Source organism: Vibrio spartinae, from assembly GCF_024347135.1.
In the GTDB taxonomy this organism is placed as follows: domain Bacteria; phylum Pseudomonadota; class Gammaproteobacteria; order Enterobacterales; family Vibrionaceae; genus Vibrio; species Vibrio spartinae.
Window position 1 is genome coordinate 565121 of record NZ_AP024908.1, and the last position, 24299, is coordinate 589419.

The 24299-nt window shown below is 45.4% G+C and carries 17 protein-coding genes and 1 pseudogene; 12 read left to right on the forward strand and 6 right to left on the reverse strand.

The annotated features are described in order from the left end of the window. The first annotated feature begins 12 nt into the window (after positions 1-12). From OCU60_RS20320 to OCU60_RS20335, 4 genes are read left to right on the forward strand one after another with little or no spacing between them, the layout of a single operon-like run. Positions 13-1794, forward strand: coding sequence for an extracellular solute-binding protein (locus tag OCU60_RS20320; protein WP_370738704.1), 1782 nt, complete (start codon positions 13-15; stop codon positions 1792-1794). Positions 1795-1802: 8 nt separating this feature from the next. Then, on the forward strand, positions 1803-2888 hold the full coding sequence (locus tag OCU60_RS20325; RefSeq protein ID WP_074374878.1) for a microcin C ABC transporter permease YejB: 1086 nt from the start codon (positions 1803-1805) through the stop codon (positions 2886-2888). Further along, entirely contained in the window at positions 2889-3932 is a 1044-nt protein-coding gene (locus tag OCU60_RS20330; RefSeq protein WP_074374877.1) for an ABC transporter permease, read from the forward strand. After that, positions 3929-5539 carry an ABC transporter ATP-binding protein gene (locus tag OCU60_RS20335; protein WP_074374876.1) on the forward strand — a complete coding sequence of 537 codons (1611 nt, stop codon included), beginning with the start codon at positions 3929-3931 and terminating at the stop codon, positions 5537-5539. Before OCU60_RS20330 ends, OCU60_RS20335 begins: the two co-directional genes overlap by 4 nt. A gap of 182 nt (positions 5540-5721) precedes the next feature. Here OCU60_RS20335 and OCU60_RS20340 read toward each other — a convergent pair whose 3' ends face one another. Then, positions 5722-7158, reverse strand: coding sequence for a glyceraldehyde-3-phosphate dehydrogenase (locus OCU60_RS20340; protein WP_074374875.1), 1437 nt, complete (start codon positions 7156-7158; stop codon positions 5722-5724). Between the two features lie 352 nt (positions 7159-7510). After that, positions 7511-8146 carry a hypothetical protein gene (locus OCU60_RS20345; protein ID WP_074374874.1) on the reverse strand — a complete coding sequence of 212 codons (636 nt, stop codon included), beginning with the start codon at positions 8144-8146 and terminating at the stop codon, positions 7511-7513. A gap of 410 nt (positions 8147-8556) precedes the next feature. Here OCU60_RS20345 and OCU60_RS20350 point away from each other — a divergent pair, with 410 nt between their 5' ends. Both OCU60_RS20350 and OCU60_RS20355 read left to right on the forward strand, forming a co-directional pair. Continuing rightward, positions 8557-9099: a cytochrome b gene (locus OCU60_RS20350; protein WP_021019305.1), complete on the forward strand. Its 543-nt coding sequence runs from the start codon at positions 8557-8559 to the stop codon at positions 9097-9099. Then, the gene (locus OCU60_RS20355; RefSeq protein ID WP_074374873.1) at positions 9096-9665 is read left to right on the forward strand and encodes a YceI family protein; all 570 of its coding nucleotides are present in this window, start codon (positions 9096-9098) and stop codon (positions 9663-9665) included. The genes OCU60_RS20350 and OCU60_RS20355 overlap by 4 nt, the downstream gene beginning before the upstream one ends. A gap of 161 nt (positions 9666-9826) precedes the next feature. Here OCU60_RS20355 and focA read toward each other — a convergent pair. Further along, positions 9827-10687: pseudogene (focA, locus tag OCU60_RS20360) on the reverse strand (formate transporter FocA); the annotation flags it as partial. A gap of 188 nt (positions 10688-10875) precedes the next feature. Here focA and OCU60_RS20365 point away from each other — a divergent pair. Further along, a complete protein-coding gene (locus tag OCU60_RS20365) occupies positions 10876-11781 on the forward strand; it encodes a LysR substrate-binding domain-containing protein (protein ID WP_074374961.1) in 906 nt (301 codons plus the stop codon). A gap of 63 nt (positions 11782-11844) precedes the next feature. Here the strand turns inward: OCU60_RS20365 and OCU60_RS20370 are convergent, their stop codons facing one another. Beyond that, on the reverse strand, positions 11845-13479 hold the full coding sequence (locus tag OCU60_RS20370; protein ID WP_074374872.1) for an ATP-dependent endonuclease: 1635 nt from the start codon (positions 13477-13479) through the stop codon (positions 11845-11847). Between the two features lie 197 nt (positions 13480-13676). On the opposite strand from OCU60_RS20370, the gene OCU60_RS20375 reads away from it, so the two are divergent. Both OCU60_RS20375 and OCU60_RS20380 read left to right on the forward strand, forming a co-directional pair. Continuing rightward, a complete protein-coding gene (locus OCU60_RS20375) occupies positions 13677-15404 on the forward strand; it encodes a bifunctional metallophosphatase/5'-nucleotidase (RefSeq protein WP_074374960.1) in 1728 nt (575 codons plus the stop codon). Between the two features lie 584 nt (positions 15405-15988). Next, positions 15989-17251, forward strand: a complete 1263-nt coding sequence (locus tag OCU60_RS20380) for an OmpA family protein (protein ID WP_074374871.1) — start codon at positions 15989-15991, stop codon at positions 17249-17251. A gap of 92 nt (positions 17252-17343) precedes the next feature. Here OCU60_RS20380 and OCU60_RS20385 read toward each other — a convergent pair whose 3' ends face one another. Beyond that, positions 17344-17910: a PhnA domain-containing protein gene (locus OCU60_RS20385; protein ID WP_074374870.1), complete on the reverse strand. Its 567-nt coding sequence runs from the start codon at positions 17908-17910 to the stop codon at positions 17344-17346. Between the two features lie 243 nt (positions 17911-18153). Between OCU60_RS20385 and OCU60_RS20390 the strand changes: the two genes are divergently transcribed. The 3 genes from OCU60_RS20390 to OCU60_RS20400 all read left to right on the forward strand — a co-directional run bounded on the left by OCU60_RS20390 (position 18154) and on the right by OCU60_RS20400 (position 21419). Then, complete coding sequence (locus OCU60_RS20390; RefSeq protein WP_074374869.1) at positions 18154-18576, forward strand: hotdog fold thioesterase; 423 nt, start codon at positions 18154-18156, stop codon at positions 18574-18576. Between the two features lie 89 nt (positions 18577-18665). Further along, a complete protein-coding gene (locus OCU60_RS20395; RefSeq protein WP_074374868.1) occupies positions 18666-20357 on the forward strand; it encodes an SgrR family transcriptional regulator in 1692 nt (563 codons plus the stop codon). Positions 20358-20528: 171 nt separating this feature from the next. Next, positions 20529-21419, forward strand: coding sequence for a LysR substrate-binding domain-containing protein (locus OCU60_RS20400; RefSeq protein ID WP_074374867.1), 891 nt, complete (start codon positions 20529-20531; stop codon positions 21417-21419). Positions 21420-21492: 73 nt separating this feature from the next. Here OCU60_RS20400 and OCU60_RS20405 read toward each other — a convergent pair whose 3' ends face one another. Then, positions 21493-24189 (reverse strand): bifunctional acetate--CoA ligase family protein/GNAT family N-acetyltransferase, encoded by a 2697-nt coding sequence (locus OCU60_RS20405; RefSeq protein ID WP_074374866.1) that lies wholly within the window; start codon positions 24187-24189, stop codon positions 21493-21495. Between the last annotated feature and the right edge of the window lie 110 nt (positions 24190-24299).

Below are 24299 nucleotides of genomic sequence, written 5' to 3' on the forward strand. Positions count from 1 at the left end.
AGTTGTGGCTTGATGATATTCAGTATGGCCAGTTTTGGCAAAGTGATTGAAACGACCCGCTTGGTTGGATATGGTCAGGCGAAATATCCTGAGAATTTCAAGCATTTCGATTATGTGAATCCGAACGCCCCGAAATATGGCAAAGTCACTTATGGTCAAATCGGGACGTTCGATAATTTTAACCGCTACGCTTCACGGGGTGTCCCGGCGGTTGCCAGTGGAGAGCTATACGATAGCTTAATGTTTTCTCCCAGTGATGAAATCGACACCTACTACCCGCTGATTGCGACCAAAATTCGTTATTCGGATGACTATCTTTGGCTTGAAGCCGATTTGAATCCGAAGGCTCGTTTCCATGACGGGCAGCCGATTACAGCCCATGATGTCGCATTTAGTTTTAACAAGATGAGCACCGAAGGTGTGCCTCAATTCCGCGTTTATTATAAAGATGTCAAAGCGGTAATAGCACTCAATGATCGGACCGTTCGGTTTGAAATGTCACAACCGAATCGGGAAAAATTGTTCAGCCTTGCTGAAACGCTTCCGGTTTTACCCGCGCATTTCTGGAAGGATAAGAACTTTGCCGAACCGCTGGCGACGCCACCGGTCGGTAGTGGTGCGTACAAAATCATCGATTATAAAATGGGACAGAGTATTACTTACGGTTTGGTCGATGATTATTGGGCTCGGGACTTACCGGTGAATGTCGGACGGAACAACTTTAAGGTGGTTCAGTACGATTATTACCGGGATGATACGGTCATGCTGGAGGCTTTTAAATCTGGTGAATTTGATTTTCGTCAGGAAACCGATGCCAAACAGTGGGTAACCGCATATACAGGCGTGAATTTCGACAATGGTGATATTATCAAAGAAGAAATTCCGCATCAGAAACCGGCACCGGCAAAAGGGTTTGTCTTCAATACGACCCGGCCAGTGTTTCAAGACCGACGCGTCAGAGAAGCGTTGACGTATGCACTGGATTTCCAGTGGATGAATCAACATATGTTCTATAACCAATATACGCGGACGAGAAGTTATTTTCAGAATACGGCGTTTGAAGCGAAAGGACTACCGTCTGAGGCCGAGCTGGCGATTCTGAACCCGTTGAAAGATCAGATCCCGCCACGGGTTTTTACCCAAACGTATCAGCCGCCGGTCACCGATGGTTCCGGACAAATTCGGGCTCAGATGCGTCAAGCGTTCAGGTTGCTTAAAGCAGCAGGATGGCAGGTCAAAGATGGTGTCATGACCGATATGAAAAGTGGTCAGCCATTCACATTTGAGTTGTTAATTTATAATCCGACCGATGAACGCATTGCGATCCCTTTGCAGAAAAATCTAAAGCGGATGGGAATGACCATGAACATCCGTACCGTGGATACGACCCAATACACCAAACGTCTCCGTGACAGAGATTTCGATATGATTTCAAGAGGGTACAGTGCGAACGCTTATCCGTCATCGGATTTGATGATCGTCTGGAATTCTGGCTTTATTAACTCAACGTACAATCAGGCGGGGGTCTCGGATCCGGCAGTGGATCAACTCACGGAAGCCATTGCAGCGAATCAGCATGATGCACAAAAGCTGGTCGCATTAGGGCGTGCATTTGATCGGGTATTGCAGTGGAATTTTTATATGATTCCGCAATGGTATGTCAGCACCTATCATGTTGCGATGTGGGATAAGTTTGAACGCCCGAAAGTGATGCCAAAATACACGCTCGGTGTGGATAGCTGGTGGATTTCAGCCACTAAAGAACAGGCGTTGGCAAGCGGTAAAAGCCATTAGAGGAAATTATGGCTGCATATATATTCCGTCGGTTGTTGTTAGTGATCCCGACGTTGTGGGCAATTATTACTATTAATTTTTTTATTATCCAAATTGCACCCGGTGGGCCTGTTGAGCAGGCGATTGCGCAAATGCAGGGGCTCGGTTCAGGGGTGATGGAGCGGCTCGGTGGTGGTGGTCATGATGTCTCCCTTTCAGACGAAAAAGCGGGACACTCAGGCTATAAAGGTTCAAGAGGACTCGATCCCGAAGTGGTTGCCGAGATTAGACGGCAGTTCGGCTTTGATAAGCCGCTGCTGGAACGGTATGTCGAGATGCTAAAAAACTATGCCACGTTCAACTTTGGTCAAAGCCTGTTCAAAGGTGGGGATGTTATTACCCTGATCAAGGAACGCTTGCCGGTTTCTATCTCGTTGGGTTTGTGGAGTACCTTAATTGTCTACCTTATTTCGATTCCGCTTGGGATTATGAAAGCGATCCGCCATGGTTCGCGTTTCGATCTTTGGTCCAGTGCCATGATTATCATCGGTTATGCGATCCCCGGTTTTCTGTTTGCGATTTTGTTGATTATTGTCTTTGCCAGTGGTAACTATTTCGACTGGTTTCCACTGCGGGGATTGGTCTCGGATAATTTTGAACAACTGACGTGGTATCAGCAAGTTGGTGATTATTTTTGGCATCTGACCTTGCCGATTCTGGCGATGGTGATCGGTGGATTTGCGACATTGACCATGCTGACGAAGAACTCGTTTCTCGATGAAATTAATAAACAGTATGTGGTCACGGCCCGGGCGAAAGGGTTGGATGAGCGCAGTATTCTGTACCAGCATGTGTTTCGGAATGCGATGTTGATTATCATTGCTGGTTTCCCCAGTGCATTTATCAGTATTTTCTTCACTGGTTCGATGTTGATTGAAGTGATGTTCTCACTCAACGGTATTGGTTTGCTGGGATTTGAATCGACAATCCAGCGGGATTATCCGGTGGTATTCAGTTCTCTTTATATTATGACTTTGTTGGGGTTGGTGTTGGGCATCATTTCAGACTTGACGTATACCTGGGTTGACCCGCGTATTGATTTTGAGGCCCGTTGAATGGCGTTGATCAAGATGAATCCAATGAATGCTGAACGCTGGCAACGCTTCAAAAAAAGCAAACGGGGTTACTGGTCACTTTGGCTTTTCAGTCTCCTGTTTCTGATCAGTTTGTTTGCTGAATTCATTGCCAATGATAAGCCCCTTTTCATTTCTTATGACCATCATTGGTATTTCCCGATCATGTATGTGTACCCTGAAACTCAGTTTGGTGGTGAGTTTCCGACGGAAGCTGATTATACCGATCCGTATGTTGATGGCTTGATTCGCGAAAAAGGCATGATTGTCTGGCCGTTGATTCGGTTTAGTTACGATACCATCAATTTTAATATTGACAGTGGCAGCGTCCCGTCGTCGCCGGATGCGGTTAACTGGCTCGGAACAGATGATAAAGGACGGGATGTCTTAGCCCGGATTATCTATGGGTTCCGTATTTCGGTCTTATTTGGGTTTGTACTCACGCTGGTTTCTTCTGTGATTGGCGTTGGGGTCGGTGCGATTCAGGGATATTACGGCGGGTGGATTGATCTGTTCGGCCAGCGTTTTATTGAGGTTTGGTCAGGCATGCCAACGCTGTTCTTACTCATTATTCTGTCTAGTTTTGTTGAGCCGAATTTCTGGTGGTTACTGGGGATTATGGTGTTGTTCAGTTGGATGAGTCTGGTGGGTATTGTGCGGGCTGAATTTCTGCGGTGTCGTAATTTTGATTATGTCAGAGCAGCACAGGCGATGGGCGTCTCCGATCACCAAATTATGCGCCGCCATATGCTGCCGAACGCCATGGTGGCATCATTGACAATGGTGCCATTTATCCTTTCCGGTTCGGTGACGACATTAACGTCACTGGATTTTCTGGGTTTCGGTCTGCCGGTTGGGTCACCATCACTCGGAGAGCTGCTGGCGCAGGGGAAAGCGAATCTCCAAGCCCCTTGGTTAGGTATATCAGCCTTTGTGGTTCTATCGTTGATGCTGACTTTACTGGTATTTATCGGTGAAGCGGTGCGAGATGCATTCGATCCACATCAGTACGGGAAACGCACATGAGTCAGGATGTATTGAGTTTAAAGAACCTGTCGATTGGCTTTCGTCGTCAAGATCGTGCCGCACAAGAGCGTATTGAACAAGTGACACATCAGGTTAGTTTCTCTATCCGTAAGGGGGAGACTCTTGCTCTGGTCGGGGAGAGTGGTTCCGGAAAGTCGGTGACAGCCAATGCGATTCTGAAGCTGTTGCCACTTCATGCTGCACACTACTGTGAAGGTGAAATCTTTTTTGATGGCATCAATACATTAACCTGTTCTGCCCGTCAATTACGCGGGATTCGCGGTGGACGGATTGGTATGATTTTTCAAGAACCGATGGTGTCACTGAATCCGCTGCACAAGGTTGGCAGACAGTTGGTAGAAACTCTGACAATCCATCGGGGAACCCGGTCTCGTCAAGCTGAAGCAATTGCATTGAACTGGTTAGAAAAGGTTGGTATTCGTGAACCGGCAACGAAAATTAATGCTTATCCGCATGAACTCTCCGGTGGTGAACGGCAGCGAGTGATGATTGCGATGGCATTGATCAATGAACCTGAGCTGTTGATTGCCGATGAGCCGACCACGGCATTGGATGTTTCGGTACAAGCCCAGATCCTTGACCTATTGAAAGCGCTCCAACAAGAGCTGGGTATGGCAATGCTGTTTATTACGCATGATCTGAGTATTGTCAGGCGGATCGCCGATCGGGTTGCCGTGATGCAACAGGGACATTTGGTCGAAACCGGTGAAACACAGCAACTGTTTACGTCACCGCAACATCCTTATACTCATCAGTTAATTCATGCCGAGCCCAGAGGAAAGCCGGTTACCGTCGCTGATCACGCCCCAACATTGCTTCAGGTTCAAGATCTGAAAGTCTGGTTTGCGATAAAAGGCGGCTTACTAAAGCGCACGCTCAGTCATGTTAAAGCGGTCACGGATATGCAGTTCAATCTGCGAGAAGGTCACTCAATTGGCTTGGTTGGAGAGAGTGGATCCGGCAAGTCAACCACCGGATTAGCAATTCTCAAATTGCTTCATTCCGAAGGTTCGATTCGGTTTCGGGAGACAGAATTACAGTCACTGGATCGTCAAGGGATGTTGCCTTTCCGTCACCAGATGCAAGTGGTATTTCAGGACCCATTCTCGGCACTCAACCCAAGAATGTCCGTCGCTCAGGTGATTGGTGAAGGGTTGCGAGTCCATCAGCGCTTGAGTGATGCAGAGATTGATCAGCAAATTTGCGAAGTGATGATTGAAGTCGGGCTCGATCCGCACAGTCGTTATCGTTATCCCAATGAATTTTCCGGTGGTCAACGGCAGCGGATTGCGATTGCCCGGGCATTGATCTTACAACCTCAGTTTATTCTACTGGATGAGCCGACATCCTCGCTTGACCGGACCGTGCAGGCGCAGGTGTTGGATTTGCTGAAAATGTTGCAGGAAAAGCACGGTTTGACTTACTTATTTATCAGTCATGATCTGAATGTGGTGAAATCCTTGTGTCATTACACCATTGTAATGCGCCAGGGGAAAATGATTGAACAGGGAGAGACACAAACACTCTTTGCCGACCCGCAACATGAATATACCCGAGAGCTGGTGGCTTTATCTTCATTGTCATAATCTTATTGTCATAAGATGTGAACATCGTCAGTGTTGAGTGATGAGCGAAAAAAAGCCGCTTTAGTTGAGAAAGCGGCAAGCACTCAGGTGCATGATCAATGTCATCGGTATACGCAGAAGAGATATCGATAAACTGACGGCATCGATCGGTCATTATTATTATGTTGTGGAGACGAAACTGGTTATTGGGCCGGATAAGTTTGGTAGCGAACGCCCATCATCTGTTCCATACAGTGAATCACCTGACCACTGTAGCCAAATTCATTGTCATACCAGATATACAAGACACAGCGAGAATCCTGAGCAATCGTTGCTGCACCATCGATGACTCCGGCATAGCGCGAACCGACCAAATCAGTTGAAACGATTTCAGTGGATTCGGTGTAATCAATTTGTGGTGCCAGCGGTGAATTCAGCGCGATATCTCGCAAGTAGTGATTCAGAGTGTCTTTGTCGGTATCCGTCGCTAAATTTAAGTTGGCAACTGCCATCGATACGTTCGGGGTTGGCACTCGGATCGCATTACCAGTGAGTTTCCCGGCAAGTTCCGGCAGTGCTTTTGCAACTGCTTTGGCCGCACCGGTTGAGGTCAGCACCATATTGAGTGAAGCACTTCGTCCACGACGTTCACCGGTGTGAAAGTTATCAATCAAATTCTGATCGTTGGTAAATGAATGAACGGTTTCAATATGACCCGATAAAATCCCATACTGTTCATGAACGGCTTTTAGTACCGGAGTGATGGCATTGGTTGTACAACTTGCAGCGGAAATGATGGTGTCATCAGGCAGAATCGTTGATTCGTTGACCCCGAAAACAATATTTTTCATCTCACCTTTGCTCGGTGCCGTCAGGAGCACTTTGGCTGCGCCTTGACATTGCAGATGCTGACTTAAACCTTCTTGATCACGCCAGACCCCGGTATTATCGACAATGAGTGCATCGTGAATCCCATAATCGGTATAGTCGATGTCTTGTGGCTGGTTGGCATAAATCACCTGAATATAGTTGCCATTGGCAATGATCGCTTTACGCTCATGATCAACGGTAATACTGCCGTTGAATAGACCGTGAACCGAGTCACGACGTAATAAGCTGGCTCGTTTCTCCAAATCTCCGTCTTTCCCGCCGCGCACTACAATCGCCCGTAAACGTAACGGATAGCCGGGACCACTTTTTTCGATCAGCAGGCGTGCCAGTAAACGACCAATTCGACCAAACCCATAAAGCACAACATCTTTGTGGGCGGCTTTCGGTGTGTGACTCAAAGCATCGTGCAGTGATGTTTGTAAATAGTCCTTCAGGCCGGATTCATCATTGTGGGTCTGCCAGTATCGATGGGCGAGTTGGCCAATATCAATACGGCTCGGGCTTAATTCAAGTTCGGTGAGCTGTTGTAAAATAGGGCGTGTTTGTTGTAAATCGAGAGGAGAACCAATATAGCGCCGGGCAATCCGATGCGTTTTAATAATTTCAATCGTTGCTGCGTTGATTAGCGTTTTACCGAATAAAATGACTTCAACCCCGTGGTTTCGGTATAGCTGCCCGATAAGGGGAGACATGGATTCCGCAATCGTTTGGCCAGCGTGCCAGTCGAGTAAATGTTTCTCTGGGCTCATGATTCAGGGACCTTTTTATTTTGTTTACGTTGAGCTTAAGTTCATACCTGAGGTATGAATTCAGTCATCACCTGTGACTAACGATTGTCTGTTGCAAGGGATGGCTGTTGTTATGAATTTTATGGGAGGCGATTCTAATCTGAGTTGTTTTATTTTCCTAGTAAAAATAAAACGACATATTTTACTGTAAATAGAGAGTAAATTAGTTTTTTGAATGGCAAAAGTATCGATGCATATCGAATGAAAGGATGGACTTCAATTCTGCGTGAATTCGAAATGATGCATCGGCAAGATTTGATGATTTGCCGTTACGATTTTTTTGGGGATGAGCAGAGTGGGACGAGGATCGACATTAGGCCCATTGCAACACAGCGTACAGTTGAATGTATTTACGCACCAATTGCTGATCTTTGGAGCGTCTGAGTGGGTGACCATACTTAATATAACAAGGCGAAACCGCATGACAGGTTTCTAAATGTTGGCTTAATCGTGAGTCACTTTCATATAGCGTGATGCCCTGAGCATTGTACTCGGCGAGCTCATCCGGTAACTGTCCCATCCACCAATAGAGCAATTCCCGGCTGGTGGTTCGACGCGAAATCCAGTGATCAGCGAGCAACAATAGTAGGTCTGAGGGTTGAATGGCATAGGCATATTCTTCTTTCCAGAGGGTAATATCCTGAACCAGTTTTTCCCGGCATGTCTTTCCGGCACTGACAAGATGGTGCGTTAAGATCCACACGGTGCCTATTTCTGAGGTCACGCGAAAATGATGGGGGAGTTCATGGTGGACATGCAGGTCGATCGGCATATATTCACAAGAATGGCCGAATTCAATGAGCGTACGGGCGAGTCGTCTGGCAAATGCTTTGGCAAGGTGATGTTCAGTCATTCCCTGATTGTGAATTGTCGGATAATGCTTTTCACATAACTTCAGACAGTCAGATTGAAACTCATTGACACTTTGAATCAGGATATCCAATAACAAGATTAACACTCCTTGTAAGAACAACACTCAGCGTAGCATATTTTATACCGAACTCGATTTTTTTTATTCTTTTCGGAGAGCTATTCGACTAAAAATCTTGAGTTTTTGTGATGTTTTCAGCGCATTTGAATCAGTTAATTTGGGCGAGAGATCACCGAACAAAATGGGGGTAATCAATGATGAACACGCCAATGAAATGCATTTAAATGCGTATAGTTCAATAAATTAGAATGAGTTCATCGATTTATTAAGGTGTTCGATGAAATATTTATAAGAAATACTTATTAAAGAAAGTTAAGATATACCAATTTCTACTATAAGTACTATTGGAGCAACAATTGTTTTCTATTTGGGGAAACCATTATTGGGCAATGATTGTTATGAGCAAATAGACCGTCAGGAAGGGCAATATGAGCACTGATGTTAAAAACTATAATCTTGTCGCTAGGTGCATACACTGGCTCTCGGCAATCGTTATCGTGGGAATGTTTGCGGTTGGTATTTGGATGGTTGATCTGTCTTACTACAGCACTTGGTATCATGAGGCGCCTTTTTTACATAAATCTGTCGGGATACTTTTGGCTCTTTTGACCATTTTCCGAGTGATTTGGAAAGCCTCAACCGTATCACCAAAAGTGACAGGGTCTCGTTTTGAGAAAATTGCATCGAAAGCCGTTCATCATACGATGTATCTTGATTTGTTTATCATCTTTATCTCCGGTTATCTGATTTCTACAGAAGATGGCCGAGGCATTGATGTGTTTAACTGGTTTACCATTCCCGGCGCGGGCGCACTCTTTGAAGGGCAGGCTGATCTGGCTGGGGTTGTTCACGAAATCGCAGCTTGGACATTGATCATTATGGTTGTTCTGCATGTCTTGGCCGCGCTACAACATCACTTTATTTCCAAAGATGATACGTTACGAAAAATGATAGGAGCATCTAAATCATGAAAAAGACATTACTAGCAACAGGATTGGCATTCGCGACAACATTATCTTTTGGTGCAACTGCTGCCGATTATGTTATCGACACAGAAGGTGGTCACGCATCGATTAACTTTACCGTGAGTCATCTGGGGTACAGCTATATTCAGGGACGCTTTAATCGTTTTGACGGCACATTCTCTTATGATCCGCAGAATATCGCTGCATCAAAGGTTGAGGTTAAAGTCGATACGACTTCTCTGGATTCAAACCACGCAGAGCGAGATAAGCACCTTCGTGGCGGAGAATTCATTAACGCAGGTAAATATTCAACAGCAATGTTCAAAAGCACCAGTATTGATGATCAGGGTGATGGTGAATTTACGATCAATGGTGATCTGACGCTGCATGGACAAACGAAGCCAATCAGTATCGATGCAGAACTCATTGGTGCAGGCCCTGATCCATGGGGAGGCGAGCGTGCCGGTTTTGAAGGGACGACCACACTACAGTTATCGGACTTTGGCATCAAAGCAATGGACATGGTTGAAACCGTCGATATGCAGCTTTATGTTGAGGGTATTAAAAAATAAATTGCATCCGATACGATAGATAAAGGAAAGCCTCTCGTTTGAGAGGCTTTTTTGATCAACGTTCGTTTTGATGAACGGTGCAACCATCGATGATCCAATCATCCATTTGCGTTGGTGTTTATTAACGCTTAGGCATCACTTTTAAGTGCGTCAACTTGCGGCATGGCGTCTGCTTTTTTCTGATTCGGATGGCTGAAGACAAACCAGTTACCTAAACCAACAAGGAAAGCCCCACCGACAATATTGCCCAGAGTCACTGGGATCAGGTTGGCAAACACAAAGTGAGAAATCGTCAGATCAGCATATTGACTGGCATTTGTACCGACAGCGTGCCAGAACGTATCCGGTGCGAATGTTTGAATCGCAATGCCTAATGGCACCATAAACATATTGGCAACACAGTGTTCAAAACCTGAAGAAACGAACAGCGCGACGGGTAAAATCGTCATCATTGCTTTGGTTGCTGCATTTTTTGAACTGAACGTTAACCAAACGGCAAGACAGACCAACAGGTTACACAAAATGCCGAGGGCGAATGCTTGAATAAAAGTGTGGTGGAGTTTGTGTTGCGCTACATTCAGAGCATTAAGACCCCATTGCCCGTGAGCGCCACCGTACAAACCTGCCGCCATCACTAATACTAACAGCAACATGGCACCTAAAAAGTTACCCAGATAAACTTTGCCCCAAATGGTCAGCATCTGTGTGGTGTTTATTTGTCGATTTGCCCGGGCAAGAATAGAGAGTACAGAACTGGTAAAAAGTTCTCCGCCACAAATCACAACCAGAATCAACCCCAGGCTGAAAGCGATACCACCGGCCAGTTTTGCTAATCCCCAAGGGATATCAGCAGAGCCAGTTGTCACTGTAATATAAAATACAAATGCAAGCCCGATAAAAAGGCCAGCCATTATCCCGAGTCCTAAAATCATCCCTGTTGATTTCTTGGTTTTACTCTGCGCGTAATGTTCTGCTTCAACCATCATTTCAGCAGGCGTTAAGTAATCGGTGTTGTTCGCCATATGGGCTCTCCAGATATAACTCAAAGCGTTTAAATTGTGTGCTACAGCACATTCCTGTGCGTAGAGTACCTAATTTTACACCATACGGTAAATTGGTAATTCTGAATATAACTATCAATTTGATTGATAGTTGCCGCAAGCCCCGTAGAATAAAGGTGTCGTGGATGCACAATGAGATAGGTAAATCGGTGAGATATACATTAAAACAGATCGCTGTCTTCGATGCGATTGCTGAGAACGGCAGTGTCAGTCAGGCTGCGGATTATTTGTCTCTGACACAGTCTGCAACCAGTATGTCTTTGTCGCAACTGGAAAAAATTTTGGGGCGCGCATTATTCGAGCGTCAGGGTAAACAGATGCGACTGACTCATTGGGGAGAATGGCTGCGACCAAGAGCAAGACGTTTGTTGCAGGACGCCCGACAGATCGAGACTGGTTTTTTTGATTTGCAGGGCATTAGTGGTGATCTGACGCTGTGTGCCAGCCAAACACCGGCAGAGCATTTGCTTCCGGAACTGATCAGCCTGTTGGATCATCGTTACCCCGATGTCCGGATCAAAGTCAGTGTCAAAAGTTCACATAATGTCATTGAAGATGTTCTGAATTACCGCAGTGATTTAGGCATTATCGAAGGTCGTTGTGATGATCATCGACTCTGTCAGGAGATTTGGTGTAGTGATCAGCTGATGATTGTTGCTGCGCCTGATCATCCGTATGCAAGCTTGCCCTCTGTCAGTTTCGAGTTACTTGCACAAGCTCGCTGGGTGTTAAGAGAACCCGGATCAGGCACTAGGATGGTGTTTGAAAGTGCGATTCATCCATATGTTGCTCAGTTGGATGTCTGGCGTGAGTACGATTTTGTGCCGCTCCTGTGCAGCCTGACAGCACATTCAGATTATTTGACCTGCTTGCCGTATCTTGAAGTCAAACCGTTAATTGAAAGTAACCAGTTAGTCGCCTTGAATGTTCCTGAATTAAAGATGGATCGGAGCTTGTCTTTTATCTGGCGTGCCGATGTCGGTGAACATCCATTAATCGACTGTATCAGGACAACCGGCCTGCACATGGTCGAAGGCCGGTCTCTGTTACGATAGACAAAGTTACGATAGACAGACGCTTGGTCTGGAACCATAGCAGAGTCAGCGTTTGGTTTAATATTAGGTATTGCCATTTGCCATTGTGACAATCCGTTTCAGCGTTTGTCTGAGGAGCTTCGGAATACAGACGACACCGCGTTGTTCACAATAAGAAACAATCGCGAGGGCTAAATCAGGTTTTGCATATTTCTTGAGTACCCGAATGACCACTTTCTTGGCGGGAATCGGGTGGTCGTGTGGGATTTTAAGCATATCTTTAAAGAAAAACTCGAAGCCGTGATTATATAAGAAGTGTTCGATATCGCGGTCCGGGAGTTCGGTCAGACGGTGTAAGAGCTGATCATGTTCCAGTAATGCGTGAACGGTTGCCGCATATTTCTTGCCGGCTGAATCTCCGTCAGTGACAACATGCCAATCGATGCCGAATGCTTTGGCAACTTTAATTAATGACTTGAGTCCGGATTGCGCAAATTCGATGATCTGTATCCCTTCAGCCATCAAATCATAACCACACTGGCGAGCCAGTTCACTAAACAGCCAGACCTCGGTTTCACCTTCGACCAATAACCAGCAGCGGGCGAATAAGGCACTGGAGCGATGAAAGCGAATGTGAAAACCGATACGACGCAGGTCGTCCTGAGATAACATTTTATCCGGGACAGACATCGCTTTGGTCCGGTCTGTCATTCTGACCAGTCGTCTGATTGAATAAAGGGGCACGGCCGCAAGCAACTCCCCACTGTTCGTCGTGAGAATCTTTTGCATTGGTAGCAATTGTAAAATCGTCCAGGCCCGTGCCAAATGCGTCGGGTGCAATCGGCCTTCCGGATCTTCAATAATGAGAATCGGTCGGGCACATCGGCGGAGATCGGTCGGGCCTTTGGCTTGTAGATAAGCATTCAGTAAGCGCATCAACAACAACCGACTCTGACGGTTTTTGGTTTCTTCAATATATTGAATGAAAGTTTTTTCTGATGCGGGTGAGGCATACACCAGACTGGTTCTCTCAAACCTCGGCTTCTTTTTACTCCGGCTTTTGAATGAGAAGTAGTGTTCAACCAATGAATTCATTGAATTGAGGCTACTTTTGATCTCCCCTTTATTCACGTGTCCGGGGGTTGCCAGCAACCGACGACAGGTATTGTCGATTCTTTTCTCTATTCTGGCATTCTTACTGTGATTGTTGCCATTGGTTGAGACTTCGACATGTCGCGAATCTCTGAGACGCAGGACGGGATGAAGACTGCTTAACTCTTGGGCGAGTTTTTCTGAATGGTGTAGCCTGAGCGGTTCGCCATCCTGATCAAGAAAGTGATGGATGGTTGTAATTCGATCATGTTCTCTGGTACCACTGATCCGATAAATGATCCGGCTGAATCCCCGGGGTGCAGGTTGCCAGATTGGCTTAAGTTTACGATATCGTCCGGATTTCGGCTCATATTTCTCGGTGGTGATAAAACAGAGCACAATTTGCAGATGTTGAGTCTGTGGTTGAGAAACCGCGTAATTGACATGAAAGTCCTGAAGCGAAAAATGATACAGACTACCGTCAGGTGGAAGGGCAATACTGAGTGCGTCCAGCAGGGAAGACTTTCCCCAAGTGTTTTCTCCGATTAAAGTGGTGAGCGCTTCTAAACTCAGTGATAAACGACGGATTCCTCGGAAGCCGGATATTTCGACTCGCTCTAAATGCATAGGCATCTTCCCAGAGAGATAGCTCTTCGTGTAAGAATAATATAAAAAGCCAGGCATACGAGTTACTTACATCACAGATGATGAATATTGGTGGTGTGGCTGCTTGAGAGACAAAAAAAGTTTGAACTCTATTTCACAAACAGAGATGAATCTGTCATGCTTTTCTATCCATGATACAAAGGGAAATGCTTGAATCTATGCATCACCATCACCAGCCACTGTCCATCACGATTGCACACTTAAACGACACCCACTCATACTTTGAGCCTTCATCATTGCAGCTTGAAATGACCGTGCATCAGGATGAAATTTCACCATATGTCAGTGCGGGGGGATTCGCCCGCATTGCAACTCGCGTCAGTCAGTTGAAAGATGAGGCCCAAAGCCGTGACCGTCCTTTTTTACTACTGCATGGCGGAGACTGTTTTCAGGGAACCTTATATTTCTCCCTGTTTAAAGGGGAAGCGAATGCCACTTTGTTGAATGCATTGGGGGTAGACGCGATGGTGTTGGGGAATCATGAGCTGGATTTAGGCAATGAACCTGTCGCTCGGTTTGTGCGAAATATTAATTTTCCGCTTTTAGCGGGCAACTGGGATCTGAGTCAGGAACGACCAGACAAACCATATCGGTTGTCTGATCAAACCAATGTGTACCGATATAATGTTCAGCAGCAAACAGCCCAATGGTTGGTGCGGGAATATGAGCAAGATGCTGTGGCGATCTTCGGGCTTTCGCTGGATCGGATGGATGATATTTCAAATCCGGATGCCGATACGCCGTTTGTCGCTGCACTGGCGGTTGCTCGTCGGACAGTGGAGGCAATCCGGCACAGTGGTATCAATAAGATTATTTTACTGAGTCATCTTGGGTATGAAATGGACAAACAGCTTGCCGAAGCGGTCAGCGGCATCAGTTTGATTATTGGCGGGCATAGCCATATTTTACAAGGTGACTTTGCGGATATTGGACTGGAAGCGGCCGATCCGTACGGGATCAAAGTGGGAGACACCCATATCGTGCAGGCCGGATGCCATGCGTTGGCGTTGGGGCACTGTCATATTGACTTTGATGCCGCAGGCAACGTGGTGCGTTTTCAGGGCAAGAATGAGCTGTTAATTGGTCGGCGTTTGTTTGTCGATGCGGCCAGACAGTCCCTTGGCAGTGACTGGCGGCATCAACATGCCTGTGATTATCTGGAACAACATCCCATGGTGTGTGTTTGCCGCAAAGATCCTCAGATTCAAGATATATTGAATCGTCATTACCTGCCGGTGGTGCGTCAACAGCAAACCAAAGCAGTGATTCGTCTGACACAACCTTTATTCCACACTCGGATCCCCGGAGAAAATGGCGGAAGTGAAATCGCACCGTTGGTCGCCCGGTCATTTCATTATGCGATGTCTAAGCGAGGGCATCCGGTTCAGTTTGCGGTACATAATGCCGGGGGCGTGCGTTGCTCTTTGTCAAGTGGTGTACTGACGGTTGCCGATATTGCCGGTCAATTATTGCCATTTGCCATTCCGATCGGCGTGTATTATGTCACCGGCACGACTCTCAGACGTTTACTGGCCGGTGCGATTGACAATGCGTTAGGCTATCGGGCAGAGAGTACCGGTACGGGAAGTTATCCTTATTGCCATGGTCTCGACTTTCACTATCAGGCCGACATGCCGGCAGAAGAGCGGATTCAGGCCTTGAAGATTTATCAAAATGGTCACTGGACATCTGTTGATGATTCAACAGTTTATTGTGGAACATCATCGGCCTATACGATGAAAGGAAAAGAAGGTTATGAAGCCATCCTTGGTATGGTTCGCCCCGGTATTGTTTCGAATATCTCAATGGCCGATGCTTTGATTGAGATGTTTAAGGATAAACCTGAATGGCTTGAAACATCTGTCGAAGCACAATTTATCAGCTAATTTTACCCGCTTCATGTACTGAACATCATTATGGCATTGTCTTTGCTTGTTTGATGATGTTGAAATAACCTCATCGGTGAGGAGGGAATATGCGGCATAAAGATTGGTTTGATGCGCTGGTGGTTGTCAGTTGGATAAGTATCTGGTCATTACTGGTTTATTTTCTACCCTATTCGGTTGTTTAAATCAGTTGGTCTTTCACATGGATAAATGCTATTAAGCAGCTATTGAAATTGAAAATAGCTGCTTTTAATATTGCGCTGCCTGTTCTGATAAATGAAGCTTGGTTATTTTCCTGTCAGCTCGTCGTCGTATTGTTAAAATAACCGTTTACAGGTTTGGAATCGATATCTCATTTTGGTTAGTATTCTGCAAAATCTCCGAAAAAAACATCCAGAAATAGTCAATATCCCATCAATTCCGCTTGCCTAAATAAGTGAGCGCTTTAAGATCGGTGCGTTGTTTTTCATATCTTTGCTAGGTATATAATCATAATGACTACACAAAAAATAAGTGAATCTATCTCGGTTATTTCTAAGGCCGGTTTTTTTCTCGGTGCAGTAATAACACTGATATATTGCTCAATGATTGGGTTCTATCCTCAAGGCCTTACATTAGGTGACGGGGCATTCATTGGTTTCGTATTTCTCTCGTTCGGATTCTTAGCCACATTATTCATCTTTTTGTTTTCGATCTCGTCTTTATCGCTGGTCAATGTACTGATTTTTCTGTTTCGGTTGCCATCGTTTATCTTTAAAACGTTGTCGATGACCAAGAAAGAGAAACATTTGCGTGGCATGGTGTTTGGCGGGATGCTCAAAAACTTTATCAAAGACCATCATATCGGTTCGATCTCTTTCTTAGGATTGGTTTGGTTGGTTCCGCTGATTTATATTATTTGTCAGTATGCGACGGTCAGAGATTCAGACTGGTTTGCAACCCTCCTCATGTTTACACCGCTGTTGTATTGTGGCATCGCCTGTAAGATGTATCTCAATCATAAAGAGAAGAATATTTTCAATAGTCTGGTGACACTATTTATTTTATTAACACCTTTTATGGTGGTGCCCGGATTATTTAAATATACCTTATATACCGCGATGGAGAATATTGGTGTCAGGGATAGCCATGTCTCACTTTATATCAACAATCAGTATGTTCCAGTTGTGAATGATATTATCAATAAAAATGAGTTGAGTGACTATCAAGTGACCAAGGTTGATGGCAATTTCAGTCAAATTGATAATGTTGATGTCATTTTCACCGGGGCAGGGAACCGAAGCCTTTTGAAACTGGCGGATAAACGAGTGTCGGTCAACTTTGTGTTACCGTCGGATGCCTTTTATACAGAAAAATCCTATTTGAATCACGACTTGAATCGTCTTATTGCAGCTATTCAAGCGAATAGCTCGGATGCGTTCCAACACAATAAAGTTTCGTTTGATTATCATCACATGGTGTTGAATTTTGGTTCGTATGGCTATTTTAAAGTCGGAGAGTATACCGTTTCACCTCGGTTTGAAACCGCGATTACGTCGACCCTGAACCCATTATTTGATGTACTTTCACAGTATCCGGAACAGATTCAATCTCTGGAAGTGATCGGATTATCCAGTCAGGAATGGAAAGGCTCAAGGGATAATCTGGATGCTTACAAGTATAACTATGATCTGTCTGTGAAAAGAGCGTTAGCGGTGTCTAATGTCTTGTTTGAAAGTGAGATGTTACAGCCATACGGACAGTGGTTGAGTGATAAGCTGGTGATTCGCGGAGAGCTATCTCAACAAGATGGTCGGGATAAAAAATCAGACCGGAGAGTGATTATCAAATTGAACTTGAAACAGTAACGTTGTATCAAGAAAAGTTGTATTAGTAAAAAAACCGGCGTCAGAGACTGGCACCGGTTTTTTATTGCATCAAGATTTATATCAAGTCGGCTTTATTTTTTACGGGTATATTCAGCAATAATATACATCGACTGACCGTTTGCTTTTCCTGAAACCAGCTTCGGATCATCGCTCAGGCTGATGCCACGAACAACCGTTCCTTGCTTAATGACTTGGGAAGAGCCTTTAATCGGTAAGTCTTTAATAATAGTGACGTCGTCACCTTTCTTAAGCTCAACACCGTTGACGTCGCGAGGTTTCTCAGCATCATCATCCATGCCGATCATTGCCCAGTTGGCAACATCTTCTTCCAGATACATCATATCCAGCAAATCATGAGCCCAAGCTTCAGATTCTGATAAATGCTTCAGTTGACGCCATGCGACGACTTGAACGACCGGCGTTTGATTCCACATACTGTCGTTCAGACAACGCCAGTGGTTCGCATCAGCCGTTTCCGGGTTTTCAATTTGACTCTTACAGGTGTCACAGAGCATCACTGCATGATCGACTGTAATTTGTGTATGAGGTGCAACAACAAATGGTTGAAGCTGAGCGGTAGACGAACAAAGTTCACATTTTGATTCACAACGTTCAAGCAGCGCTGATTCTGTTGCCATATGATTGGACTCCTGTAAAAAGAATAAGGGCGTATTATCCACGTCGTGGCAACAATTTAAAGTTTTTTATCCATTAAGATGATGTTTCAGCAACAATGAATAAGGAGAGGAAACCATATCAATGAGATACCAACGCTCATCCATATGAATATCGTTTGCTGGCGTCAGCTATGCTTGTCATGCTATTTTCTGAGCGGAAAACTTCGGCTCACTCACCTCTGTTCGATTTGTGAAAGGTAGATTATGCGTATCTGGAAAAGACCGATTGATATTGATTTATTGAATCAAACTTCAGTCAACACCATGATGGAACATCTGAATATTGTTTATACAGAAGTTACCGATTCAACGATATCGGCAACGATGCCGGTTTGTCATTTTACCCATCAGCCATTAGGGATGTTGCATGGCGGAGCTTCAGTTGTGCTTGCAGAAACATTAGGCTCGGTTGCGGCAAACTGTTGTGTTGATGAAAATGCTTATTGTGTTGGGTTGGATATTAATGCCAATCATATCCGAGCGGTCAGAAGCGGTACGGTTACAGGGGTTGCCCAACCGATGCATCTCGGTGTGTCGACACAAGTATGGCAGATCAATATTCATGATGAGCGGGATCGATTAGTGTGTACCAGTCGTTTGACCATTGCCGTCAAAAATAAAAAATAACAATAATATGCGGACTAAGTTTGCAGAAAAGGGGAAAATAGGAAACTATAGAGCTATGGATAATATCATCAATTTCCCCCTTTATTTTTATGAGTAGTCCAAGATTACGTGTCCAGTTTGAAACCTTATTCGAACACTTTGACGGTCAAAATATGGAAGTCCATCTGGAAGATGTGACGGATATACTGTTTTGTACGCGCCGTAATGCCCGTATTGTCTTGAATAAGATGGAAGAAGAAGGCTGGATCGAATGGCATCCGGCAGCTGGTCGGGGCAAATTATCACACCTGATTTTTAAACGCAGCCGGAATGATGTCAGTGAAAATCTGGCGCGGCGATACCTTGAAGAAGGGAAGTTCGGACAGGCGTTCTCCGTACTGGATCAGAATGCTGATAAACTGACCCAAGTCATCCAAAATTATCTTGGCATCCAGCATCAGCAGGGACGCCAAGTTGTTCGCCTGCCTTACTATCGCCCGTTATCAATGCTCAATCCTCGCAAACCGATGCGGCGTTCTGAACAGCACATTGCCCGGCAAGTTTTTAGTGGTCTCACTACCTTCGATGAGAATGAAATGCTTCAGCCCGATTTGGCGCATAGCTGGCAGAGTCTGTCTGCAAACCATTGGCGGTTTTATTTACGCCCCGGTGTCCGATTCCATAATGGTCAATTGCTGACATCAGCGTTGGTCGTTGACAGTCTTTGTGAGTTGCAGCATTTCAGGTTGTTCCATCATATTGAGGAGGTCTCATCACCGGGAGATTGGGTGATTGATATTCATCTGAGTAAACCCGATTTTCATTTACCGACTTTATTAGCTGAAACGTGTGCAAGAATTGTGAGTCCCAACGTTCAGCAAGAGAACGAGTTTGATATTATGCCGGTTGGTACCGGACCATTCAAAGTGGTGATTAATGATGATAAACGACTCATTCTGGAAGCATTTGATAGTTATTTCGGTTATCGTCCGCTGTTAGATCAGATTGAAGTCTGTGTCATTGATGAAGCGGACTCTTCTTTGGTATTTCCAACCCTGAATACACCACTCAAACTGAGACGAGGCGCGTCTCGTGAAGATGTTGATTTGGATCCGGGATGTATTTACCTACAATTGAACCGTAGAAACGGGATTGCCTGTGATCGTGTGTGGGCTGAATACCTGAGTAGTAAACTGAGCGCACTGAGTCTGTTTAGTCTCTTGCCGGAAGAAACCGTTGTGACGTGGGGAATGTTACCGGCCCACGGGTTGAAACCCGGATGGTATCACCATCGTCCCTGTCGCCAAATGATTCTCCCTGCGATAACGCGTCCGGTTCGGATCGCCTATCATGCCAAGCATCCGATGTTTCCTCATTTGGTTGACGTGATTCAGACTTTATTGACGCAAGATGGTATTCAGGTTGAACTGAGTACGTATGAACATGCGGTGGATGTAACCCAAGAGATTGATATCTGGATAAAAGCAATGGGCATATCAAACCATCGCGATGATGCACTGGCGGGATGGCTTTTGGATTACTCTCATGTTAGTCATACCAGTCAGCCAGAGGATTTTGCCGGTTGGCAGCAGTTGATTGATTGCTGGCGGACTGAGCCTGAACAGCCATTTCCTGCCAGAGACATCGGCAAGTCTTTGATTGAAAAATATCAAATAGTGCCACTGTTTCACAGTTGGTTTGGCATCAGTCACGACCAGTGTGGTGCATTGCAAAACGCCAAATGTAATGCTCTGGGATGGTTTGATTTTGGTCGGGTATGGGTCAAACCGGAGCTGGATTGAGCCCGAGTGGGGTTCATGATGTTTCATCAACTCGCTTGAATAAATATGGTTTTAAAGCATATGGTTTTTAAAGTACATAGTTTTTAAAGTATATGGGTTTTTAAAGTATATAGTTTTTAAAGTATATGGTTTTTAACCAGCGTTTAAGAAAATAGCTTAAGGATACTGATTTTGCATAGTCCTATTACATTAGAAGCGCTTTACATTCTCGATGCGATCGAACGGCGTGGCAGTTTTGCTGCGGCTGCACATGAGATGAATCGCGCACCAAGTTCCCTGAGTTATCAGATTCAAAAACTGGAGCAGGATCTCGATATCATCATTTTTGACCGCTCCGGTCATAAGGCCAGTTTCACTGATGCCGGACGATTGCTACTGGATCACGGGCGACAAATTCTCTCTGAAACCGACAAACTGGTGAATGATGCAACGGTTCTGGCAAATGGCTGGGAACTGGATCTGACGCTGGCTTATGATGGTATTATTCCGGTGGATAATTTCTTTCCATTGGTGGAAGCGCTCGGTAATGTGAGTAAGACCAGAGTCCGGCTTCAGGAGGAAATTCTGGCGGGATGTTGGGAGTCACTGGCATCGGATCGTGCTGATCTCTTGATTTGTCCTCGTCTTGAAACCATGCCTCACGATATCAAAGTTGAGTCATTGGGATCCATGTCGATGGTGTGGGTGGCCGCAACCGGACATTACGTTCATAAACGGAGTGGTGTTTTTGATGAAAATGCGCGACAGAAGTATCGGATTATTGCGATTGCAGATACTGCCAGAGAGCAACCACCACTCAGTGTGAATATACTGCAAAAACAACCGCGGCTGACTGTGACAAATTTTGCGGCTAAGTGTCAGGCGCTTACGTCCGGGCTTGGGATTGGGACGCTACCACAACAGGTGGCACAGCCCCTGATTGATGCGGGCAAACTACAAATCATTCACGGTACGGAAAAGAAAGATGCAGATATAGTGCTGGCTTGGCGTCGGAATAAAATGGGAGAGGCCAAATCTTGGTGCATTCAGTATTTGAAAAAGCATTGGAACTTACTCAATTGAAGAATCATGTGACATAAAACAGCGCAAAGGAACAGAGTCGCAGATAAGCGACTCTGTTTGCGTTTGATCATCATTATTCACTCGTTTGAGATAACAATAGTTGCATTTCTGCCGTTCCATCTTCGAAATCAACTTCCACATGAAATCCGAGTTTTTGAGCCAGTGATAACATACCTTGGTTACTTGGCATGGTGATGCCTGATATTTGTTGCGTTCCCTTATTGGTACAATAGTCGATAATCTTTCTCATCAGAATGCGTCCCAGTCCCAGACCTTTTAAGTCGGAGCGGATTAAAATTGCAAATTCGGCATCACTGTTGTCCGGTGAGATTAATGCACGCGAGACACCGATAATCTCGTGTTCAGGGGATGAACGAACCGCAACAAAAGCCATTTCTCTGTCATAGTCAATCTGAGTCATATTCGCTAAAGCTTCATGGTTGAACGTGCCCACTTCTGTAAAAAAGCGTTTATAGAGATCCTCTTTGGAGACTTTATTGATGAAGTCTGCATGATCGGGTTCGTCTTCCGGTAAAATAGGACGAATCAAAATGGATTCTTGGTTTTTCATCACCACCTGAGCTTCCATCTCAGATGGATAGGGACGGATGGCTAACCGCTGTTGCGCATCACCGTGGTAAGGTTTGAGATGCAAATCGGCATCCAGAATCGTAAATTGATGACCATTGACCAGCAGGGGATGAATATCTAATTCATGAACTTCAGGACACGTTTCGATTAATTGTGAAAGTCTCACTAAAAACTGAGAAAGCCCGGCAATATCAATCGGAACCGGAAGTTTTTGCAGGCGGATTTTATTGTTCTTGATCGCTTGGACGATTAAATATCTCGCCAACGTCATATTTAATGGTGGCAGTGCCGCTTCAGCATCTGTTGCTTCTTGCCATTCGGAGCCTCCTTGTCCCAGAAGAATCACCGGGCCGAAGGTCTCGTCATGTTTGACTTTGATCCGCAGTTCTTCGCCGCCAGCAAGTTTCGCCATCCCTTGCACAACTAAGCCATGAATGAGTGCTGCCGGATAAGACAGACTCACCCGGTCAAGGATTGCCTGTGAGGCACTTTCAACTTCGTGACGATTTCTGAGGTTGAGCATGACGCCTTGCACATCTGATTTATGCGCAATATCCGGTGAGCGTAATTTGACCGCAACCGGATAACCAATAGTTTCGGCAATATGGACGGCTTCGCTACTATCTTGTGCCATCCAAGTCGGGAGCACATCAAATTCAAAACAGGTCAGTAAGTCACCAATTTGGTGGGTATCGAGTAATGTTGCTTGCTGGTTTGCAAGATGGAGATGTTCTTGAATCCACTGTTGAGCTTTGTGAATTTTTTCTGGTGGAAGAAAATCAGCAGTGGTTGGTGTCTCCATTAATTGCTTTTGATTGCGCTTGTACTCAACCATATGCATAAATGCAGTTACTGCACTTTCCGGGGTGCGGTAAGTCGGAATTCCGGCTTGATAAAATCGTTGCCGAGCTGCTTTAGCGGTGAGTTCACCCGACCAGTTGGTCAAAATGTTAAACTGGCGGCTGCGTGGATGCTGATTTAAGGCATCAATCACTGCCTGAGCGGTCTGCTCTGACTCTGCAACGGCTGAAGGGCAATGCATAATTAAAATCGCATCGGCAACGTCTGAATCTAACACGGCATTCAGTGCTGACACATAGCGTTGATGCCCGGCATCGCCCACAAGATCAATGGGATTGGCGTGTGACCAACTTGGCGGCAGGCACTGATCGAGTTCGTGCATGATGTCATCATCCAGCCGTGCTAATTTGCCACCCCGTTCGAGTAAGGTATCAATGGCCATAATGGCTGGGCCGCCACCGTTGGTAATAATTGCCAGCCGTTCACCACGGAGTGGGAGAGGGTGAGTTAAGGTTTCCACTGCGGCAAACAGTTCATGTGTGTTATGAACACGCAACATACCGCTACGCCGAATGGCCGAGTCATAAATAATATCGAGGGTATCGATACCACCGGTATGTGCTTTGGCCGCTTTTCTACCTTCCAGCGTTCTTCCGCCTTTCAATACCAGAATTCTTCGATTTCGTGAGGCTGCCCGGGCCGCAGAGATAAATCGTCTGGCATTTCGAATTGTATCGATATAGAGCAAAATCGCATCGGTGTGACGATCTGTACTGAGATGGTCGAGCAGATCATTGAAATCAATATCGGATGCATTGCCCAGAGAAATAAAGGCAGAAAAGCCAATCTGTTTTTCATTGGCCCAGTCCAAAATAGTGGTACACACCGCCGCTGACTGAGAAATAAAGGCAATATTGCCTTTCAAGGCTGGGACCGGAGAAAAAGAGGCATTAAATGAGATCCAAGGGAGAATGATCCCCAGACTATTTGGGCCAACAATCCGCATATTCGCTGCTTTTGCGATAGCAAGACACTGTTGTTGAATCTGATGATTTTCTGGATCATTGCTATACATATCCGAAGACAAAACCACCACGTAAGCGACTTTTTTCTCGGCAAGCTGGTGGAAAAGCGAAATATTTCTTGAGGCGTGCGTACATAAAACTGCGATATCCGGTATGATAGGCAGTGAGTCGATTGTTTGGTAAGCCAGTACGCCACACACAGAAGTATAACGGGGGGTGACCGGCATGACCGTGCCATCGAAGTTACCGCTGAGCAGGTTTTTCATCACGACATGACCGGCTCGTAGTGGGCGATTGGAGGCACCAATGACGGCAACCGATCTGGGCTTTAAAAAATGAGACAGGTTGTTCATTTTTATTTCTCACATCAGCAAGGATATCCGTCTGATTATACAATTGGATTGATGAAAGCAGGGATATGGAAAGCAAAACTTGGATATTCGCTTAATATTGTTTAATACTT